Source organism: Chryseobacterium sp. 7 (assembly GCF_003663845.1).
Lineage (GTDB): Bacteria > Bacteroidota > Bacteroidia > Flavobacteriales > Weeksellaceae > Chryseobacterium.
Genome location: NZ_RCCA01000001.1, coordinates 1,212,332 through 1,232,752, shown reverse-complemented (window position 1 = coordinate 1,232,752; position 20,421 = coordinate 1,212,332). Strand labels below are relative to the sequence as shown.

The window sequence follows — 20,421 nt, the reverse complement described above, 5'->3', positions numbered from 1 at the left end:
ATCAATCGGTGAAGGATTGAAAATTTATATCCTTAAATCTGAACTTCTTCATCATTTATGAAAATAAAAAAGTCTTTTTTTGAGGATAATGTATTGTAAAATCCTGTTGTTTTTGTATTATTGTCTCAAAAAATGAAAATAATACTTTAAACTGAAAATAAGTATCTGTTTCATGCTAAAAATTAGTAAAAAAATTGCAAACCAATAGGCTGATCCCTATATTTGCCCTACTTCACCAATTACAATGCTGTAGGCTGAAAAAAGTTAAGGAATGATCCTTATACAGATAAATAAATGTTTATGATTAATAAAGAAGTACAACCTCAAAGCAGGAATTATACGGTACCGTTGATTACCATTACCCTGCTGTTTTTTATGTGGGGATTCATCACCTGTATGAATGACATCCTGATTCCCTATCTGAAACAACTTTTCAATCTTACCTTTTTCGAATCCATGCTGGTACAGTTCTGTTTCTTCGGGGCTTACTTCATCGGATCACTTATTTATTTTCTGATCTCTATCACGAAAGGAGATCCCATTAATAAATTAGGCTATAAAAAGGAATTCTGTTCGGAATCTTTCTGGCAGCTTTTGGCTGCGTTCTGTTTTATCCGGCAGCTACGTTTTCATATTACCCTCTGTTTCTGGGCGCTTTATTTATTTTAGGACTGGGATTTACGGTATTACAGATTACAGCTAACGCCTATGTTTCATTGTTGGGAAGTGAAGATTCTGCATCCAGCCGACTGAATATGACCCAGGCATTCAATGCATTCGGAACAACAATTGCTCCGGTACTTGGGGGGCACCTTATTTTTGAATTTTTCTCTTCTCCGGACGGATCATTCAGTGCGGTAGCAACAAGAATTCCTTACCTTATTTTTGCGGGTATCCTTTTATTGGTTGCTTTATTAATTTCCAGAGTGAAGCTTCCTTCATTCCAGATGAGTGAAGAAGAAGTGATAAAAGGATGGGGAGCACTTGAATTCAGCCACCTGAAATTTGGGGTATTTGCTATGTTTTGCTATGTAGGTGGAGAAGTTGCCGTAGGAAGCTTTATCATCAGTTTCCTTGAGCAGCCACAGATTATGGGCTTTAATGAGATCATCAGTAAAAATTACCTTTCCCTGTATTGGGGAGGTGCAATGATTGGCCGCTTTCTTGGTGCTATCTCTCTAAACCAGTCTTTAAGCCAGAGTAAAAAAGCACTTTATATGCTGGGAGCAGCTGCAGCAGTTTTCCTTGTGATTTTCAGCATTGTCAATCTTACTTTCAGTCAGATCAGCTTTTTTATTGTGTTTATCATACTTAACTTCATTGCGTTTTTCGTTGGTAAAGCGGCTCCGGCAAGAACATTATCCATCTTTGCAGCAATCAATGTTGTATTATTAATTTCTGCTATGGTGAATCATGGAGAAATGGCGATGTACAGCATTTTAGGAATCGGAATTTTCAACTCTATTATGTTCTCCAATATTTATACACTGGCTATTTCAGGACTTGGAAAATATACCAGCCAGGGATCTTCTTTAGTGGTAATGGCTATTCTGGGAGGAGCTATTGTTCCTATTTTCCAGGGATATCTTGCGGATCAGTTCGGAGTACAGCATTCGTTTATTATTCCTGTATTCTGTTATCTGGTTATTCTGATCTTTGGAGCTTACTGCACCAAATATCTGGGTCATGTAGAAACTACAGAAGCTAAGTCAGGACATTAAAATCAAAATCGAATCAAAATGTATAAGGCGGAATATCTCAAAGGTATTCCGCTTTCTTTTTAGGATCTTACAATGTAACTTTTCTTTGAAAAAGAGAACTTATTAATAAACATCGTTATAATGAAAATACAGTTAAAGCTTGAATATGCAGCATTTTTATTGTTAGGAGCATATGCTTTTGCACAAACGGGATATTCCTGGTGGTGGTTTGCCGGACTTTTCTTTGCACCGGACATCTCCATGTTGGGTTATACTGTGAATAGTAAAGCAGGAGCATTCTTTTACAATCTCTTCCATCATTTCGGAGTAGCCATTATTGTTTATTTTGTGGGAACCGCTTTATCTCTCCCTTATTTACAGATGATTGGAGCTATTTTATTTTCCCATTCTGCTTTTGACAGGGTTCTGGGATATGGATTGAAGTATCCGGATAGTTTTCAGAATACACATTTGGGAAAGATTGGGAAGAAGGCAGAATAATGGATGGCAATGAAAATATTGTATTCCTGGTATATTATCTATCAGTTATAAAATAAAAAAGCAACCTCTTTCGAAGTTGCTTTTTATTTTGAAAATCTCTATAGATTATTTTCTTAAACCTAGTTCAGCAATAATTGCTCTATATCTTGCGATATCTTTGTTTTTAAGGTAATCTAATAAACTTTTTCTCTTACCTACCAATTTCACTAGAGATCTCTCTGTGTTGAAATCGTGACGGTTAGCCTTTAGGTGTTGAGATAAGTGATTGATTCTGAAAGTGAAAAGAGCGATTTGTCCTTCAGCACTCCCTGTGTCTTGTGCAGATTTTCCGTGTTTTGCGAAAATTTCCTGCTTTTTGTCTGTTGTTAAGTACATTCCAATATTGTTTAATGATTATTATGTAACGGGTGCAAAATTACGACTATTTTTTGATTCTGCAAACATTATTGATTTCATATATCAAATTTGATAGAAAAAAATGTTAAAAATTTCTTAATAAATTATATGCAATCCAACGAAAAGGCAGTAATTTTGCATACGAATTACAAATGAAAAAAATTATATTCTTTACAGCGGTTACTACTTTTTTATTCATCGGACTTACTTCGGTAAAAGCCCAGAAGAATGCTGATGATAAAATAAAAAAAGTTCTCTATTTCAATCCCGAGGTAGAGCCTGATATTGACGAAATAAAAGACCCAACCAACAACGCTTTCTTTGATGCCGTTACTGACAACTTCAGCGGCAGAAAAAATAAAATGCTCCGTGCCGAAGTTCAGGTTCCCTTTGACAGTATAGACAAACAGACTATTGTAGATTACTGCCTCAACAATGATGCAGATTTTGCCATTGTTTCCAAAGTGAGATATTTCAAAGTAGGATTCGGAAAATACGTTTTCTCCAATCAGGTGGTTGTGAGTATGAAACTTTTTGGAGCTGACGGAAACCTTGTCACCGAAACAGACCACGACACTTACCGAAAAAATATGCGTTTGCTGGGCTCTACGACCAATTCCGTTAAAATAGGAACAGAAGGAGCGATCAAGGGAATCATTAAAAAACTGAGAAAGCTGAAGCCAACAGAGGCAGAGCTGTGAGTTTAAGGTTTAAGGTTTAAGGTTTAAGGTTGGAATATACGACCTTTGATTGTCAATGGTCAATTTTGCTTCGCAAGTCAATTGTGAATTTTTTTCATGCCGCTATCTGATAAATTCATCATTCATCATTCATCATTCATCATTCATCATTCATAACTTAATAAAAGTTTTCAAGATATAAAAAGCACCTGTTTACATTATAAATAGGTGCTTTTTACGTAAACAACACCATAAATAATTGATTTACAATTAAATATTTTCACCAAATAAGGAATTATTAAATATTTTTTACTATTTTAGTTCAACATTAAAACCTGAATCACATGAAAAATTTAAAGAAACTCAGCAGAGAAAAAGCAAAGCAGATCAATGGCGGATCTATTGAAAGATGCAGTGAAACAAGACCATGTTCCGTTGGATGGTGCTGTTTTGGAACCTGTTCACCTTTCATTTGTATTGAATAAAAATAAAACTAATTACAAAAATCAAATCTCATGAAAAATCTAAAAAAATTGAGCAGACAAGTACAAAAGGAAATCAAGGGCAGCGGGCCCTTCAAAAGATGTACAGAACATTACGAATGTCCGGGCGGATCATGCTGCCACAACATCTGTGTTGTTAATCCATGTCCCCTGGAATAATATATGATCATTACAGACACCTGCATCAGTAGGTGTTTTTATTTAATAAATTATTGATTTTCAATAAAAAAAATTTTACCAATAAATAAATAACATAGAAATATTTATTATTTTAGTCAAACATTAAATCCAAAACTATATGAAAAACCTGAAAAAACTCAGCAGAGAATCTGCCAAACAAATCAATGGCGGCATCGGCCCTTTCAGATGCAGCATAACAAGACCTTGCTCCGTAGGATATTGCTGTAACGGAGAATGCCTGGATCACGATTGTATGATAGAACCTTAATCTTAAAATTGATGATCATGAAAAATTTACATCTTAAGAAACTCAACAGGCTGGAGCAAAAAAACATTAAAGGAAGCGGAATAAAAAAGTGTGGCGACAATTCAGATTGCGGCCCTTACTATTGCTGTACAAATGCTGTTTGTACCTACATTCCTACCTCAGAATGCGAACCAATGTAAAGAATATTGGAATTTAAAATTTAATTTTTTGAACATCCGTTTCGGCGGGTGTTTTTTTGTACTTATACTTAAGCACTAAACTTTAATTAATCCTTAATTTTGCCACTTTATTGGCCAGTCTTAAAAATTTGAATTATTTTTGCATATCCAAAAAATTTCACGTTTTGAATTCTAGAGACGAACTTATCTTCAACCCTGCCGATATTGCCGAAACTCTCAGCGAACTTCATGCTGATGAGAGGCTTCTCGCATTCCTGAAGGTTCCGAAAGAGTACAAAGCAGAAGTTTTTTCACATCTTGATCCTGACTTTCAAGAGGATACCATCAGAAGTATCGGAAGCGATGAAGTTTCTGAGATTCTGAACGCCATGACTCCAGATGACAGAACGGCTCTGTTTGAAGACTTTCCGGATGAGCTTATCAAGTATTCCATCAACCACCTGAATCCACAGGAAAGGAGAATTGCTTTAAAGCTTCTTGGATACAATTCAGACTCTATTGCCCGTCTGATGACTCCTTATTATATTCAGATCCGTAAGGAATGGACGGTAAAAAGATGTCTTCAGCAGATTAAAAAGGTAGGAAAAAGAGTGGAAACCATGAACTACCTGTATGTAGTGGATGAAAGAAACCGTCTGATTGATGACCTTGCTATCGGAACTTTACTCTTAGAAGAGGAAGATACACTTGTTTCTGATATTACAGACAATCATTTCGTGGCTATTACTACCACTACTTCCAAAGAAGATGCGGTGACGTATTTTGAGAAGTATGACCGTGGCGCTCTTCCAATTATTACGGAAGCGGGTGTCCTGGTAGGTATCGTGACGATAGATGACATTCTTGACCAGATAGAACAACAAAATACGGAAGATATTCAAAAGTTTGGGGGATTGGAAGCATTAGACCTTCCCTACATCCAGACTTCATGGACAGAAATGATCAAAAAAAGGGCGACCTGGCTGATCATTTTATTTGTTTCTGAAATGCTGACGGCTTCCGCAATGGGATATTTTGATAAAGAAATTGAAAAAGCGGTTGTTCTTGCCTTATTTGTTCCACTAATTATTTCCAGTGGAGGAAATTCCGGATCTCAGGCTGCCACTTTGATTATCCGTGCGATGGCACTTCAGGAAATTAGTCTGAAGGACTGGTGGTACGTTATGAAAAAAGAAATTATCTCAGGACTATGTCTTGGGGCAATTTTGGGAGTTATCGGGTTTATCAGAATCATGCTTTGGCAGCAGATAGGTCTTTTTGATTATGGCCAGTATTGGGTTTACGTAGGACTGAGTGTTTCTGTTTCTTTGATTGCCATTGTACTGTGGGGAACATTATCCGGTTCTATGATTCCGTTTGTTTTAAAGAAACTTAATCTTGATCCTGCTACTTCTTCTGCTCCATTTGTAGCAACTTTGGTAGATGTAACGGGACTTATTATCTATTTTACCGTAGCCGGACTTTTCTTAACCGGAAAACTTTTGTAATTTTAGGCATCATCTAACATGCCAATATGAAAATCGTTTCACTTGTACCCTCTATTACTGAGGCTTTATTTGACCTTGGACTTACTGAAAATGAAGTTGTAGGGAGAACAAAATTTTGCATTCACCCTCAGGATAAAATAAAAAATGTGCTCGTAATTGGAGGAACCAAAAATATCAATATTGAGAAAATCAAAGCATTACAGCCGGATCTTATTCTTGCCAATAAGGAAGAGAATGTAAAAGAACAGGTAGAAGCCTTAATGGATGATTATAAAGTAATGGTAACCAATATTGACACGATTGAAGATAATTATTATCTGCTTAAAAATCTCGGAAAACTTTTGGGAAAGGAAGACAGAGCTCAGCTATTCAATGTTAAAATTTATGACATTCTGAATCAGGCTAAGTTGAATATTCCTGTTAAAGCCGCTTATCTCATCTGGAATAATCCTTATATGACTATTGGTTCTGATACCTTTATTCACAGGATTTTATCTGAAATTGGTTTCGAAAATATTTTTAAGGATAAAACCCGATATCCTCAGATTACCCAAGAAGATCTGGCGGATGCTGATGTTATTATGCTTTCTTCTGAACCGTTTCCGTTTAAAGAAAAGCATATTGAGGAACTGCAGGCTTTCTATCCTGATAAAAAGATTATGATCGTTGATGGAGAGGCATTTTCCTGGTATGGAACTCATATTGCGAAATGTGAGCATTATTTTAAAGAACTTCTTACAGAAATTCATTCGATGCAGCAAAACTAGTTTTCAACAAAACTTTAAACCCTAAACATTAAACTTTAAATATTCAATTCACATGTCTGGTACAGTTATATTATCTGAAGGAGAAGAATTCGATCACGTTATACAGGAAGTTTCAATGCATATCAATCTGTATGTAATGGCTTTTGAAAAAGAGGAAAGAACCATTGCACGACTGGAAAAACGTGAACATATGTATGGTGGAAACGGAACGGTATATATGATACAGATGTTTGATCAGGAAGAACTGGCGAATAATCGTCTGGCGGCCTATATGGTTTTACTGAATAAAGGGGATGAATCCGGGTTTCACACGCATAATTTGAGAAACGAAGAGGAACTGTACGTTGTGGTGCATGGAATGGGAGAATATCGTGAAAGAACCGGAACAGATGGACCCATACGTAAGAAAACGATTCAAAAAGGAGATATTACCGCTATAAGTTCTATTGGATATCATTCTGTTGAAAATACAGGTGATGAACCTTTAATTATGTTTGTGATTACCACTAATAATCCATAAAAAGACTCCGGCTGTCTCAGCCGGAGTTGATATTTTAATTGTATTAAGTTTCAATTACAAAACCTTAGAAACTTCGTTACAAAGCCATTCTAATAATTCGCGGTCTTCTTTTGTGAAAGGATCAATGGTATGAGAATCAATATCAATCTGACCGATATTTTTTCCGTCTTTAAAATCGGAACTACAATTTCTGCTTTTGTATCGATAGAACAGCTTAAATAGTTGCTTTCTTCATGTACATCAGGAACTACAAATGTTTCATTAGAAACCGCTACCTGACCGCAGATTCCTTTTCCGTAAGGAATAATGGTATGATCTGTCGGCGCTCCTACGTAAGGCCCTAAAATCAACTCATCCTTGTCTCCGTTTTTGAAATAGAAACCCGTCCAGTTGAAGTAAGGAATTTCCTGATCCAGCAGGTGGCAAACTTTTTCAAGTTTTTCTTCTGTATTATGTTTAGGACTTTCAAGAATTGAGGAAAGTCTTTTCTTTAATTCTGACATTGTATTTTATTTTTTAAGAGAATTGTTTTAGGGAAAGTTCTTCTTTATATCCGAACATTCCACGCTCTTTGATCATTTCTGCTACGCCTTCAGGCACCTGAGTTTCCCAGCCTTTTGTACACCCTGCAATTTTTCTCAAAATTTCTCTTGAGTAGATTTCCAGGAACTCCGGATTATAGTTGGTAATATCTACAATACGGTTGTTGTGTTTGAAATATTTGTATAATTCTTTCAGATTTTCTTCTACTTTCAGGTTTGAAGAATCCAGTAATTGATGTGTTTCAGGATCTTTATAAGGATACAGATATACTCTCATTCCGTTTCTGAAAAACTTCCCGAATGCTTCCAGAATTCCTCCTGACAGGTTTTGATAATATTTCTCATCAAATACCATCAGCATATTATTTACTCCCATCGCTACACCAATGTCTCCACTTGTGTAAGACGCGAAATAATCTATCAGTCTGTAATATTCGGAGAAATTTGAAATAATAACAGTGTATCCCAGTTTTCCGAGAATGTCTACTCTATCAAGGAAATCTCTTTCATCAATATCTCCGTCTGCTCTCAGATTGGAAATGGTGATTTCGATAAGAACCTCTGTTTCTTCATGGGTACAGGTAGCATCTTTGAAGAACATATCCATACCATTTTTAAGCATATCAATGTTCACTTTTGTTACCGGCCTGAAACTTCCTCTTACCGCGAAAATATTTTTCTTGTACAATACATCAGCCGGAAGCATGTTGTTTCCTTCAGAATTGAAGATCACGGCATCAGTCATTCCGTTTTTTACCAATTGAAGAGACATCAGTCTGTTATCAACATAGGCAAAAGCTGGTCCGCTAAAGTCAATCATGTCAATTTCCAGATTATCTTTTGCAATATCATCGTAAAGAGATTCTACTAAAGTTCTTGGATTGTCAAAATAATGGAAGGCTCCGAAAATAAGGTTTACTCCCAGATTTCCTAAGGTTTCCTGCTGAAGAGTAGCATCATTTTCTTTGAATTTTACGTGAATTACAATCTCATTGTAATCTTCATTTTCTTTAGTTTGAAAACGAATCCCTACCCAACCGTGGCCTCTTACAGTCTTATCAAAATTGATGGTAGTTACCGTATTGGCATAAGAAAAGAATTTTCTATCAGGATTATTATCTCTTGAAATTCTCTCTTCAATCAAAGCTACTTCATATCGAAGCATTTTGCGAAGCCTGTTTTGGGTAACGTACCTGTTTTTTACTTCCTTTCCGTAGATGGCATCACTAAAATCTTTGTCATAAGCAGACATCGCCTTAGCAATCGTACCGGAAGCTCCCCCTGCTCTAAAAAAGTGGCGAACAGTCTCCTGCCCTGCTCCAATTTCTGCGAAAGTACCATAAATAGTAGGATCTAGATTAATTGTTAATGCTTTTTGTTTAGGAGTTAGTTTCTGATACATTAGGACATGAAATTTTTTGTAAATTTACCAAAATTAAACCAACCTCAAAACAAAATGAAGTTGAAATTTTTAGGAACTGGTACTTCTCAAGGTGTACCCGTTATAGGCTGTACATGTGAAGTGTGTACTTCCGAAAACCCCAAAGACAAACGTTTACGCTCTTCCGTGATGGTAACTACGGAGGAAAATAAAAAAATACTGATCGACTGCGGTCCGGATTTCAGGCAGCAAATGCTTACCAACCAAGAACATAACGTAGACATTGCGCTGATTACCCATGAGCATAATGACCATGTGATCGGGCTGGATGATATGCGCCCACTGATTTTTAAAAGTGGAAAAGATGTTCCGTTGTACTGCTATTCAAGGGTTGCTCAAGAAATAAAAAACAGATTTCCTTACGCCTTTGCAGATGTAAGATATCCTGGTGCACCCGCTTTTGAACTTCACGAAATTGAAAATAAACCTTTCCAAGTACTGGATACCGAAATCACTCCTGTGGAAGTGATTCACTATAAAATTACTGTTTTCGGGTATAAATTTAAAAAGCTGGCCTACATTACGGATGCCGGATTTATTTCTGAAACGGAAAAGGAAAAACTGAAAGATCTGGATGTCCTGATCTTAAACTGTATCAGGAAATTTGATCCCCATCCTGCCCATTTTATTCTTCCGGATGTTATTAAGCTGTTTGAAGAGCTAAAACCTAAGCAATTATTTCTAACACACATCAGTCATCATTTAGGATTGCATGATATTGAAGATAAGCAGCTTCCGGCCGGAATACACCTTGCCTACGATGGTTTGGAACTTAATTTTTAAAATTTTTTCTTCAAAAAGTTTTTGAACATTGAAAAAAGTTCCTATATTTGCACACCAATTTGAAACAGACATCACGTTTGGATTCAACATCAAGCCCAGGTGGCGGAATTGGTAGACGCGCTGGTCTCAAACACCAGTTCTTAGGAGTACCGGTTCGATCCCGGTCCTGGGTACAAAAAACCTCTGAAATCTTTTTGATTTTCAGAGGTTTTTGATTTTTAGGGGATCAAAAGGGGGACTATTATTTTCTATTATTTAATTTATGTAGTATAATAGTACTTTTAAGATGAGCATAATCCTTTTGCTCATTGTACAAAAAAAGAATTTCTTGTTTTGACAATTTAGCTACAATATTATTTAAAAAACTTGGAGAATAATCTTTATAATATTTTACAAACTTCTCAATAGCCTCAAAAGATTGAAAATAATATTCTTTTGAATTCATATAAATTTTCCAAGAACTAAACCGATAGTATCTACCATGCCCACCTTCTTTTATTATTGGCATTAAATTCTCTTCAATAAGGAAATTAAATATATCAAACATCTTTACATCAAAAATATATTCAATTAAATCTGTTTTTATATATGTTAAATTACTGAATTTTGCTTGACAAGTTCTATGATTACCTCCACCAGTAAAATAAAGATCTCCATATCTTATATAGTAAATTCCACTTCTAGTAAAATTTTCTGTTTCAGTAAAACTTAAAAAATTATTTACATTATAATAATCACTAAAACGTTTCATGTTGTATAGTAGATCTAACCATCTTTTTCCTATATAACTCACATGAGTTGTCCCAACTATTTTTTCAATTGGAACTAAATAATCTTTAATTTCTCTTTAGTTTCCTCTCTTTTAGGCTTTATGTCTTCAAATTGATTTTGTACATTAAGCTTTTTAACAACTGTTTTTGGAAAGTCAAAGTGCAACATTACTTTATGAATAGCCCTATTAATGGAATCGGGCTGATTTTTAACAGATCTTCTCACATCAGAGATTTGCCTTAGAGCTTGAAACTGTAAAGTTTGGAATTCTTGGAAACTAAAAATTGTCTTTCCTAGGTTCTCTCTTATTTTATTTTGTATATCCAATGCATCCTTGCCAGTATTTCCATAATCTTTAAGACTGATAATTTTTTTCATTTCTGTTTTCTTCAAAATTTAGTTAAGCTTATTTTCACTATTACTTGTTAAATAATGTACTTTCATTTATTGTTTGAATTTATTAAATATAAAAAATTAAGCTAGTGTTTACATGTGGAAATTTTCTGAAAAAATATTTGACAAAAAAGAATTAATTATATTTGATCGAAAAGCCAGCTAACCATAAAATATCAATTTATATGAACAAAGATTTATTTTCGTAGGTTTTTACTTTTGATATGGTTAAAAGGGTGGCTAATTTTTTTTATTTAAATCAGTTTTTTTCAACAAAAGAATTGAGGATATTTTGAAATCTTGAACTTTTCCTCTCTCTATATCCTTTTTCTTTAGCTTGCCTCAATGGGTTATGGAAATCAACCGCATGTTGTTTTTAAACATACGGATATTCGCTATGAGAATTGAGAATATTATCACTGATCAATATTTAACATTCTTCTGCAAAGAATATTTTTCTCCATTTTGTAATTGTATTCCTGCTCATTTTAAAATGTTCTGCCAGCTGAGTATTATTAAGTTTGTTTTTTTTCTGAAAATCCAGGATCTCAAATACGGTAGTCCGGGTATAAGATTTATGCCTCTGGTTAAAATCTAATACTTCTTTATTGGATTTATTACTGAAAAGAATATTGTTAATTTTGATTACATCCAATACAGAAAGAGGATCTTTGGTGAGGAATTTCTCACAAGCATTCCACTTTTCGGGATATTTGGTCAAGATAAGATCTTTATAAATTTTGGAATAATTAGGTGTATTTTTCATAATTTTTTAGAATTATTGTTTGTTTTTATATTTACTGAGCCATTTGTAAAGAGTTGTTTTAGGAATATTATATTCATCAATGACCTGCTGTTTCGTTTTTTTATCATGTACAATGAGTTCCAGAATAAAATCTATTATTTCTTTGTTATAAATATTTTTTCTGAATTCTGGTATAAGTGATGGCTTTTTTTCTTTAAGAGTATTGCAGTTTGAAGATGTAGCTGGGGAATATAAAATAAGATGCCCACTGTATATTCTGAAAAAGTCATATTCCAGAAGCTTACTCCATTTTAATAATGCTTCAGTATCCATAGAAGCATGAAGAAACATCTTGCCTACTTCCTCTTCTGAGCATTTGAAAAAATTACAGGTCCTTTCTATAGCAATTTCTTTTTCTTTCCATTTGATTTCAATGAGATTTCCTATATGTATATCTTTAAAATCAATCATATTTTGCTTTTTTATTTGTTCCACAAGTTTTTAGTTACGATACAGTATCCTTTAATTATATTATTTTCAAAAAACAGATATAAAAGTCTTTTTCTTCCCATATAATTTCTACCAAGACACACAATCCATTCGTCTGAATAACGATTATTAAACTCTCTGTTTTTCAGCAAGTCTAAAATTTCTTCTCTTGTCTTTCCTATCAGATTACAAGGTTCTATCATTGAAGTATATTTTTAACCGTCAATTTTTATACGATTCCTCTTTTAGTGTCTTTTACATTACAAGTATCATTTCGGGGCTATTTTTCATGATAGCCCCAAAAAGGATACTCTCTTAAACTAAAATTAGAATCTTATACAATATATTAGTGTTTGAGTTGCTGTGTACTTGTTGCACGATTGGTAATAATATATTGTTTACCGCACACTGCAGGTCTTTGGATAAATGTGATGTATCTTGTAGTACCTGCAACAAAAGTATTTCCTGCTGCTTCCCATTCTTTGGAAGTTGTATTGTACGTCATCACAACCTCTGTCTGTACAGCAGTTGGGTCTGTAAAGTCAGCTTTGTCACTAATGATCATATATACACTGTTACCTGAAAACAATGATGGGAGCTTTGACGTAGCCGCACCAGGATTAGTATTGCCATTATAATCTCCCGCAACAGTAATAAACACGTCCGGATTATTACCCGTAGCTGTTACTTTCCATTGTCTAGCTATCCTGTTCACACAGGTATTACCTGCTAAGGTACTTGGCTTATTGGCTGTTGACCAGGTCAATAGTCCATTGTCATCACCCATCACAATATAGCTTCTATCTTGCAGCCAACTGGATTGTAGCCCGCTGTTCTCAGCTGCGATAGCCCCTTCTATGCTTATTTTCAGCATACCGCCTGTTAAGGACGAAGTGGACTGATTTTGAGCAAGACAGCCCGATATATCATTCCCTACTCCGAATATCCTGTTACTGTAAGGTGCGGTAATATCATAAATGGTTGTAGCTAATGCATTAGTACCATCGTAAGCAGGACTGTAATAGTTGTGTGGCAGTGTCTGGCCGTTTTTAATTGCCAGATAGCTATTCAATACCTGCTGCTCGGCAGTTGATAACGCACGGTTATAACTGAATGCTTCCATGAAGGTATTGTTACCCGGTGTCAGTGTCGTGGTAGCATAATAGGCGCCTACACGCAGACTGTTCGTACTATTAGCTAATAGTGTTACATTATTGGCAGTACCGGTAGCTGTTGTACCATTAACGCTTCCATAGGTTATTCCATTGTTCTGAACAGTGCTCCAGAAGTTTGGAGCGTTCGCAACGGGGGTTCCGGTATTTGGAACGCCTAAGTTACCAAAGCTTGCAACACCAAAAACACCTGCTAGGTCATAGTTTGAGCGGGAAAGCCCGAATAACCCGGTACTATTGATACCCAATGCCACTCCATAAAGTGTACCTGCATTGTTGGCTGTTATAGCTGTTTCACTTAAAGTGCTGCCTGTTTGCAGGAAAGCTCCTGAAGCCAATGCAAGTGTTTTATTATAGTTGCTTGCAGGTGTACCGGCATTCACGGTTGCTGTACCTGTACCATTACGGGTGAGCAGGTAATTGCCCGTTTCATCTACCATGGTACCGTTGGTTACAGCTATAGTGCCATTGCTTTTATTATCTGCACGATACCAAGAGGTTAATCCATCTGAATTACCTCCGGGTGCCAGACACGTTGCCACTGTGGCAAATGTGTAATAATCACCATCTGTGAAATCATAGGTCACCGTCCAGTCTGTACCGTTAGGAATCATAGGCACAACCACAGGATTGTTGAAAGATCCTCCGGATGCCGAATTGGCTACTACCATATAGATAGGATCGGTCACTGAGTTCCTAGGTACAGGAAGTTTATCCGTAACTGCTGCCGTACTGGTGTTTCCAGGTACCTGCAGATAAACCGTACTTATCGTACCTGTCTCTTTTACGCGCCATACCCTGTTCAGCCTCATCAGACTGGTGCCGGAGTATACGATACTGTTGGTACCATTCCAGGTAAGGGATTTGTTATTATCACCAAACAGAAGGAAACTTTTATCTGCTGTAAAAGAAGCCGTATTGGTAGCATTGGTTGCTGCCATACCATTCACCGCATCATTGGAGATCTTCACCATTGCCCCTACAGCTTCCTGGCTGAAGGATTGCTTTTGCTCCAGCGCACTACAATCGTCCCGGCCGATACCAGTAATGCGGTTCCAGTAATTTCCATCCGTGTAAGTTGGCGTACCATTGCTGGCAATATACTGAGTACCCATTGCTGTTTTATCTAATGTAAAACCATATTTGGTGGCCATATAAGAATGGATCTTGCGCATATCCAGGCTGGTAGCTGCGCCTTTGTCATCGCTGTAGATCACAAACTCACCCAGGTAGAAATTAGCCGGGCTTCCAGCTCCGCTTAAATTATCATTTCCTATTCTGAAACGACCACTTACATTCTGAACATCTGTATTATTCGAAGTACCTGTACCTACTGTATTTAAGTTGCTGTACAATCTCCACGACCCTGATGTAGAATTCGCAAAGCTATAGATCTCCGGTACTGTAAGTGCCGGATTTCTTGGGAGTATATTCGCAGTACTGTTAGACCAGTAAGCTTTGGTACGTTCCAGAGAAGTTTTAACCGTCCCGGCTCCATTATTATCGTGGAACCAGAATACCTGTCCGGTAGATGATGCTACCTTTCCGCTGAACACACTCGTCATTGCAGTAGTAGAGCGATAATCCGAACTATTGATGTTGGAAGTAGAAGCCAGCACGTCATTGATACCATCAAACAATACGCCTGTATTGTAATTAAACGTACCTGGTTTGTATAATGGATTGTAGCTTGCATTGACCTGGTTTACCGAACTGAATGCAGCCCCAAACTTCATATTGTTGATACTTGCTACAGGGTCTCCGTCTGCAGCCACATATTGTGTTTGTGCTGCATCTGTGAATAAGTCATAATCCACATTAAACCAAGTTGTCATATTGGTCGTAACACCTCCCGGCGCTGCATTGATGTAAGCCAGAGTAAAATATTTACCATTGGTCAGCTGTGTAACATTATCGAAATAGGCTTTACCTTGGTATACACGGGTTACATTTACTATTGCAGCATTGGTATAGTTCCCCTGAATATCAGTAATCAGTAACACCGGCTTATAATTGGCAGCATTGATACTAAGTAATCCGTTCTTCCCTACTTCTACGTTTACTGAGCCCGGTGTACCTGTGCTTTGCACCAACCATTCTCTGTCCACTTTCACATAACATCCGGCAAGGGTTGCAGGCATTGTATTCGTGTTAGTAGTAAAAACATTGGCATTATGACCAAACATCATAAAGTTCAAATTGTTGGTAAACGTATTGGTATTGACCAGGTTGTTGGCAGCAATTGAGCCTCTTCCTATGGAGATAATATCTCCGCCATCTGTACTGGTACTCTGCTTCTGATTCAAGTTGCCACAATCATCTCTGCCAATACCTGTGATATCCAGATTGAAATCTGCGTTGAGTGAAGCATTCCAAACGGTACTTCCGTCACTAGCGATATAATTGGTTGGCGTGGTTTGATCTAAAGTAATCCCCCATTTGATGGCCAGGTAGCTGTTGACTTTTTGACGCTCCAGGGCCGATAGTTCCCAAGGATAATACACAATCTCATTAAGATTGCCTGCATAATTGCGACCACTATAGTCCGGCCCGCTACCTACCTGCAGTTGGTCATTATCATTAAATTGCGTGTTAAATGCCGGTGTTGGCAGTGTAGCTGAGAGCCTGCTTGCTCCATTGGCATAAATTTTACCTAGACCTGCACTGCTCAGCTGGCCCGAAATAATATCGGTGGTGTAATTAGCCGAATTATAAAAAGCCGTACCTTCATTCAGGTTATTACTGGCTGTAAACAACTGCAAATTACCTCCACTCAATCTTGTTATTCCGAAATTCGTACCAGTCCCGTTATCCCGCCCAAAGGCTGAATACATCGTTTCTCCATTAGTGGTATTGTTGTTATTGGATCCTGTTGCAAATATGGATTTCGCCGTTCTGCCATAAGCAAATCCATTCAGATAACCGCTGCGATAAAACCAGTCTTTTGTAAAATAGATAGACGGGTTGTAGTTTCGGATACCCCCTATACCGGTATTGTTAGAGGTTGTATAATAATAAGTAGGATCTCCATTTCCGATTACTGTATTTCCGTTTCCGCTGAGATCGTTCCAGGCAAGAGTATTCAGATTAGCACCATCTGCATTCACAGCAAGTGCATTGTCATCTGATTGGTACCAGGCAGAAAGCCCTACCGCAGCAGCCGGGATTAAAAACATATTATCCGGAATCGCAGTATATGCCCCGCCTGAGTTGGTACTCCATTTCAGGTCAAAGTTGGCAGCACCGCCATTATTAGCTCCTCTTACAATGATATCGTACAAGCCTGCAGGTAATGAAATATCAGTAGCACTTGCAGTCGTTGCATTTGCAGTAATAGTCAAAGGAACAGACATAAGCGTCCCGCTGCTATTTTTTATTTCAAAATAAGCCTGGTCATCCCCTGTCAATTGGAAACGATAAGTGCTTAGTGTATTTGTTATATTTAACTTACCGGTAAGCTCAACTCCAAAATTAGTTAAATCACTAGCTCCTCCCTTGGCAGCGGCAAAAGCACTAAAGCTTGCTGTGTTATTAAGATACCCCGTACTGCTTAAAATATCTCCGTTGGCTCCGTCGGTAAATGGGATTGTACCGAGGTTTCTGTTGCTTGTACCATTGGTTCTGTACATTTTGTAAGCCAGTCCGTTCATGTAATCTACACCTGCTATGGTAGCAGCTATGCTGGTTCCGGTAGGCTTGCTCACTCCACCAGGATATCCTATGGTAGATACTACTGTGAACACCACTCCATCATTAAGAACCACATTATCAAACGTGGCAACACCACCCAAGATATTGGTTGCATAGAAAAATGCAGTGGTACCAGTGGCAAAATTGCCGTCACCATCTGTATCAACAGCCAGGGCTACTTTGTTCCAGTTGGCCGGGATCTTATTGGTCGTATCACCAACAGTTACTTGCAACATATTGGTTACCGCCCCTGTATTCTTTACCTTCCAGCTGCGGACATATCGTGCTGCATTACAGCTTGCGTAAGTGGGTGGAACATTTGCTGTTGTAGCTGAGAACACCCCATTGTCATTGGCAATCATAATAAATTGCTTATTGGCTGCAAAGCTACCCGTGTTGGCAGCATTGGTCGTGGCAAGTGTTGTAAGGCCAAAAGCCACATTATCCGTACCATCCACATACGCTTTGGATTGACGCTGGTTCAAACCGGAGCAGTCATCCCTGCCAATACCGAATACTCCATATTTATAGTTCGCATCGGCTATCCATGGTTTTGTGATCCCATCGCTGGCGAGATAGTCTGTTGATGTACCATCTGCTAACGGAATGCTATATTTGATTCCCAAATATGAATTGATCTGTGTAATTTGCGTTGCCGATAAGTTTGTATTGTAAACGATCAGTTCCGGGACGTAAAAGTTGTTCCAGTTACTGTCACCTCCATCCACATCGGTACCGATTCTGAAATTACCTGATAAGGAAAGATTGGCAGAGGTTGCCGTGGTGCCTCTTATTACACCGTTTGTTCTTAAAATGGCATTGGTACCATCTGCCGAGTGAGTGTATAAACCCAGATTATTCATGGTAGGTACCACTCCTGAACCTGTAGCGCTGCTGGCTGTACCAGTACCATAAACACCGTACGAACCACCGGATAAACCTACAACACTATTTTCCCAGCGGTGGGTATTGCCGCCTAAAGTAATGATATTATCATACTGAGCTCCTGAAGTAAATCCGCCTTTTCCGGTCAATACATAGAATTCGGCATATTTGTTAATGCCATTCATCCCCAGTGAGTTGATGGAACTGGTATAGTAATCATCGCCACCGCCAAAATAAACGGAAGGGTTATAATTGAACTTATTATCTACCTTGGTCATACCACTCCCTGCAGCACGGGACAGATTATTCTTGTTCGGACTAAAATCTGCCCAGATGCCCACATTACCAACTGCCAGGTTGCTATCATCTGCTTTGGTCCACAATGTTAATCCTGTGCTTACACCACCGGGGCTTGTCAGGCTCCATCCGAAAGTAAATACACTGCCATTGGGAAGATTCACACCTTTAAAAGTAGCTATTCCGTCTGTCGTAACCGATGATGCAGACACCACAGTTGCGTTGGTAAAGTTGCCCGTACCAGTGGCATCTATCCATATCGATACATTGGCGGCACTGGCAGGAAACAAGAAAGAACCCGAAGTTGCACTGCCTGCCTGGAGCGTAACATTAGTAACGGCTCCAGTGTTCTGTACTTTCCACATCCGGTTAAGCGCATTCACTACACAAGAGCTTGCCAAAGCTGTAGGCGTTGTTGCAGGTGCAGCGTTGACAGTTAAGGCACCATTATTATCACCCATCAACAAATAATTACCGTCTGCAAGTACGCCATTGTTCAGCACATTGGTGGTGGTAATACTTGTATCTTTTGATACCACTAAAAAATCATAGCCTGTTGTAGAGGTCATCTGGCTCTGGCTTTGTTTTTGGTTCAGACCTTCTGCTACCAGCTCTCTACCGATCCCAAATACACGGTTTATATATAACCCATTATTGCTGGGTGTAGTTGTAGTAACGTTATATATAGGCGTACCCAAAGTATTTAAATAGTCGTGTGCCAGGGTTATCCCATATTTAATGGCTAAATAGCTATTAACCTGTTGCTCTTGTGTTGTAGAAAGCTTGAACGGATAATAGATTGCTTCCGGAATTCTTGCAGTACTTATGGCACCGGCACCAGGATCAGTCGTTGTTCCAAATCTTAGGTTGTAGCTAGCATTGGAAACTACGTTTGAAAGTGCGTTCACAGAGGTACCGTTCATACCGTTGGCACTTGCAAATAATGGGTTGGTATTGCTTGGTGCCGCAGCACCCAAAACCTGTCCTAATGAACCTGTCAATAATTTAGGTTCATAAGCTGTCCATGCACTTGTTGTTGCTGCACCAGACCCTTGAATAGCTGTCTGTGTACCATTAGAAGTCTTATAAGTTCCAAAATAACTATTAGCAATAGGGGTTTGTCCGGTGGTAGTGGTATTTGTATGCAAAAATAACCAGGCAGTCTGTCCTGTCCCAGATGTATAATTGGCTACGGTAAATATACTTTTTGTAGCCCCCCTGTAACTTAAACCTTTTTGACTGGCACTAACACCAAAAAAATCATCGCCATCAAAAGGCACACCGGGGTTAAAGTTAATTTGGGTATTCACTGACGTACTTGAGCTACCATTGCTGCTCGAAATGTAAGTCATATCACCATTGCCTGCATAATCAGGTGCTTTATTAAGCCAGGCATTTATCTTATCCACTCCAGCTCCACCATAGTTAGCGGTAACAGCAAGATCAGATGCTTTATACCAAGCTGTTAGTTTACTGTTGTCTGTCCGTACAAAACGGCCGTCAACATCTGCCGGCAAAGTAAATCCTATTGCTCCTGCCGGTACAGCCGTCAATTGCAAACTGGCTGAATTAGCACCTCCTAATTCATAATACTTAAACCTGATCGTATGATCACCTGCAGTAAGATTGACAACATTGGCAGAAGTAGTACCGTTTTGAGCTGATAGTACCAAACTATTATCAATGAATAACCAAGCTCTGTCATCAGCTGCTATTTGAAATGTATAGTTACCGGATGTTGTAATTTCGAGGGTTCCGGTATACTCCATTCCATAATAATCTGCATCTATATTATTGAATTCCGTACCGCTTATTTTGTTGGTATATCCCATATTTCCCGGAACTGCATTAGCAGTACCTGCTCCAAACTGTGTTTCTGCAGAAAAAGTACCATTATAATAATCTACTTTGTATCCCCGCGTTGTCCCGGAAGAAACACCTCCCGGATACTGGGCATAAAACAGGTTTGCCGTCACTCCTATCAGAATGATGAACAAACTGTATATATATTTTAATTTATATTTCATGTCTT

General features: G+C 37.9%; 20 protein-coding genes, 1 tRNA gene and 1 pseudogene. 13 read left to right on the top strand and 9 right to left on the bottom strand.

All coding sequences use genetic code 11. The features are described 5' to 3' along the window. Window positions 1-300 precede the first annotated feature (300 nt). The 3 genes from CLU97_RS23975 to CLU97_RS05765 all read left to right on the top strand — a co-directional run bounded on the left by CLU97_RS23975 (window position 301) and on the right by CLU97_RS05765 (window position 2,201). The gene (locus tag CLU97_RS23975; RefSeq protein WP_228437542.1) at window positions 301-669 is read left to right on the top strand and encodes a hypothetical protein; all 369 of its coding nucleotides are present in this window, start codon (window positions 301-303) and stop codon (window positions 667-669) included. Next, window positions 567-1,721 (top strand): MFS transporter, encoded by a 1,155-nt coding sequence (locus CLU97_RS05770; protein WP_228437842.1) that lies wholly within the window; start codon window positions 567-569, stop codon window positions 1,719-1,721. The genes CLU97_RS23975 and CLU97_RS05770 overlap by 103 nt, the downstream gene beginning before the upstream one ends. 120 nt (window positions 1,722-1,841) lie before the next feature. Continuing rightward, the gene (locus tag CLU97_RS05765) at window positions 1,842-2,201 is read left to right on the top strand and encodes a DUF4260 domain-containing protein (RefSeq protein WP_121487074.1); all 360 of its coding nucleotides are present in this window, start codon (window positions 1,842-1,844) and stop codon (window positions 2,199-2,201) included. 105 nt (window positions 2,202-2,306) lie between these two features. Here CLU97_RS05765 and rpsO read toward each other — a convergent pair whose 3' ends face one another. Continuing rightward, entirely contained in the window at window positions 2,307-2,576 is a 270-nt protein-coding gene (gene rpsO, locus CLU97_RS05760) for a 30S ribosomal protein S15 (protein WP_034692246.1), read from the bottom strand. A gap of 173 nt (window positions 2,577-2,749) precedes the next feature. Between rpsO and CLU97_RS05755 the strand changes: the two genes are divergently transcribed. The 8 genes from CLU97_RS05755 (at window position 2,750) to CLU97_RS05740 (ending at window position 7,181) form a co-directional block, all read left to right on the top strand. Continuing rightward, complete coding sequence (locus tag CLU97_RS05755) at window positions 2,750-3,298, top strand: pyruvate decarboxylase (protein ID WP_121487073.1); 549 nt, start codon at window positions 2,750-2,752, stop codon at window positions 3,296-3,298. A gap of 323 nt (window positions 3,299-3,621) precedes the next feature. Next, the gene (locus tag CLU97_RS23580; protein WP_165790523.1) at window positions 3,622-3,762 is read left to right on the top strand and encodes a bacteriocin-like protein; all 141 of its coding nucleotides are present in this window, start codon (window positions 3,622-3,624) and stop codon (window positions 3,760-3,762) included. A gap of 30 nt (window positions 3,763-3,792) precedes the next feature. Next, complete coding sequence (locus CLU97_RS24345) at window positions 3,793-3,939, top strand: bacteriocin-like protein (RefSeq protein ID WP_156106370.1); 147 nt, start codon at window positions 3,793-3,795, stop codon at window positions 3,937-3,939. A gap of 139 nt (window positions 3,940-4,078) precedes the next feature. Beyond that, the gene (locus CLU97_RS23575; protein ID WP_157885751.1) at window positions 4,079-4,228 is read left to right on the top strand and encodes a bacteriocin-like protein; all 150 of its coding nucleotides are present in this window, start codon (window positions 4,079-4,081) and stop codon (window positions 4,226-4,228) included. A gap of 17 nt (window positions 4,229-4,245) precedes the next feature. Next, a complete protein-coding gene (locus tag CLU97_RS23570) occupies window positions 4,246-4,407 on the top strand; it encodes a hypothetical protein (protein ID WP_183084526.1) in 162 nt (53 codons plus the stop codon). A 164-nt stretch (window positions 4,408-4,571) separates the two neighbouring features. Next, entirely contained in the window at window positions 4,572-5,894 is a 1,323-nt protein-coding gene (mgtE, locus tag CLU97_RS05750) for a magnesium transporter (protein WP_105702908.1), read from the top strand. Between the two features lie 26 nt (window positions 5,895-5,920). Further along, a complete protein-coding gene (locus CLU97_RS05745; protein WP_121487072.1) occupies window positions 5,921-6,661 on the top strand; it encodes an ABC transporter substrate-binding protein in 741 nt (246 codons plus the stop codon). A gap of 52 nt (window positions 6,662-6,713) precedes the next feature. Further along, window positions 6,714-7,181 (top strand): cupin domain-containing protein, encoded by a 468-nt coding sequence (locus CLU97_RS05740; protein ID WP_121487071.1) that lies wholly within the window; start codon window positions 6,714-6,716, stop codon window positions 7,179-7,181. Between the two features lie 54 nt (window positions 7,182-7,235). Here CLU97_RS05740 and CLU97_RS05735 read toward each other — a convergent pair. Both CLU97_RS05735 and CLU97_RS05730 read right to left on the bottom strand, forming a co-directional pair. Further along, window positions 7,236-7,684 (bottom strand): annotated as a pseudogene (locus CLU97_RS05735) (GAF domain-containing protein). A 13-nt stretch (window positions 7,685-7,697) separates the two neighbouring features. Beyond that, window positions 7,698-9,125 carry a TonB-dependent receptor gene (locus CLU97_RS05730; protein WP_121487070.1) on the bottom strand — a complete coding sequence of 476 codons (1,428 nt, stop codon included), beginning with the start codon at window positions 9,123-9,125 and terminating at the stop codon, window positions 7,698-7,700. Between the two features lie 54 nt (window positions 9,126-9,179). Between CLU97_RS05730 and CLU97_RS05725 the strand changes: the two genes are divergently transcribed. Together CLU97_RS05725 and CLU97_RS05720 are read left to right on the top strand one after the other, a co-directional pair. Continuing rightward, window positions 9,180-9,947, top strand: a complete 768-nt coding sequence (locus tag CLU97_RS05725) for an MBL fold metallo-hydrolase (RefSeq protein ID WP_121489664.1) — start codon at window positions 9,180-9,182, stop codon at window positions 9,945-9,947. Window positions 9,948-10,040: 93 nt separating this feature from the next. Beyond that, a tRNA-Leu gene (locus tag CLU97_RS05720) sits at window positions 10,041-10,120 on the top strand. A gap of 68 nt (window positions 10,121-10,188) precedes the next feature. Here the strand turns inward: CLU97_RS05720 and CLU97_RS05715 are convergent. From CLU97_RS05715 to CLU97_RS05690, 6 genes are all read right to left on the bottom strand, one after another. Continuing rightward, window positions 10,189-10,698: a hypothetical protein gene (locus tag CLU97_RS05715; RefSeq protein ID WP_121487069.1), complete on the bottom strand. Its 510-nt coding sequence runs from the start codon at window positions 10,696-10,698 to the stop codon at window positions 10,189-10,191. Window positions 10,699-10,772: 74 nt separating this feature from the next. Further along, entirely contained in the window at window positions 10,773-11,096 is a 324-nt protein-coding gene (locus tag CLU97_RS05710) for a hypothetical protein (RefSeq protein WP_121487068.1), read from the bottom strand. A 445-nt stretch (window positions 11,097-11,541) separates the two neighbouring features. Beyond that, window positions 11,542-11,877: a helix-turn-helix domain-containing protein gene (locus tag CLU97_RS05705; RefSeq protein ID WP_121487067.1), complete on the bottom strand. Its 336-nt coding sequence runs from the start codon at window positions 11,875-11,877 to the stop codon at window positions 11,542-11,544. A gap of 12 nt (window positions 11,878-11,889) precedes the next feature. Further along, window positions 11,890-12,327, bottom strand: a complete 438-nt coding sequence (locus CLU97_RS05700) for a transposase (RefSeq protein WP_183084525.1) — start codon at window positions 12,325-12,327, stop codon at window positions 11,890-11,892. Between the two features lie 11 nt (window positions 12,328-12,338). Next, window positions 12,339-12,548 (bottom strand): hypothetical protein, encoded by a 210-nt coding sequence (locus CLU97_RS05695; protein ID WP_121487066.1) that lies wholly within the window; start codon window positions 12,546-12,548, stop codon window positions 12,339-12,341. Between the two features lie 143 nt (window positions 12,549-12,691). Then, complete coding sequence (locus tag CLU97_RS05690) at window positions 12,692-20,416, bottom strand: PA14 domain-containing protein (RefSeq protein ID WP_121487065.1); 7,725 nt, start codon at window positions 20,414-20,416, stop codon at window positions 12,692-12,694. Between the last annotated feature and the right edge of the window lie 5 nt (window positions 20,417-20,421).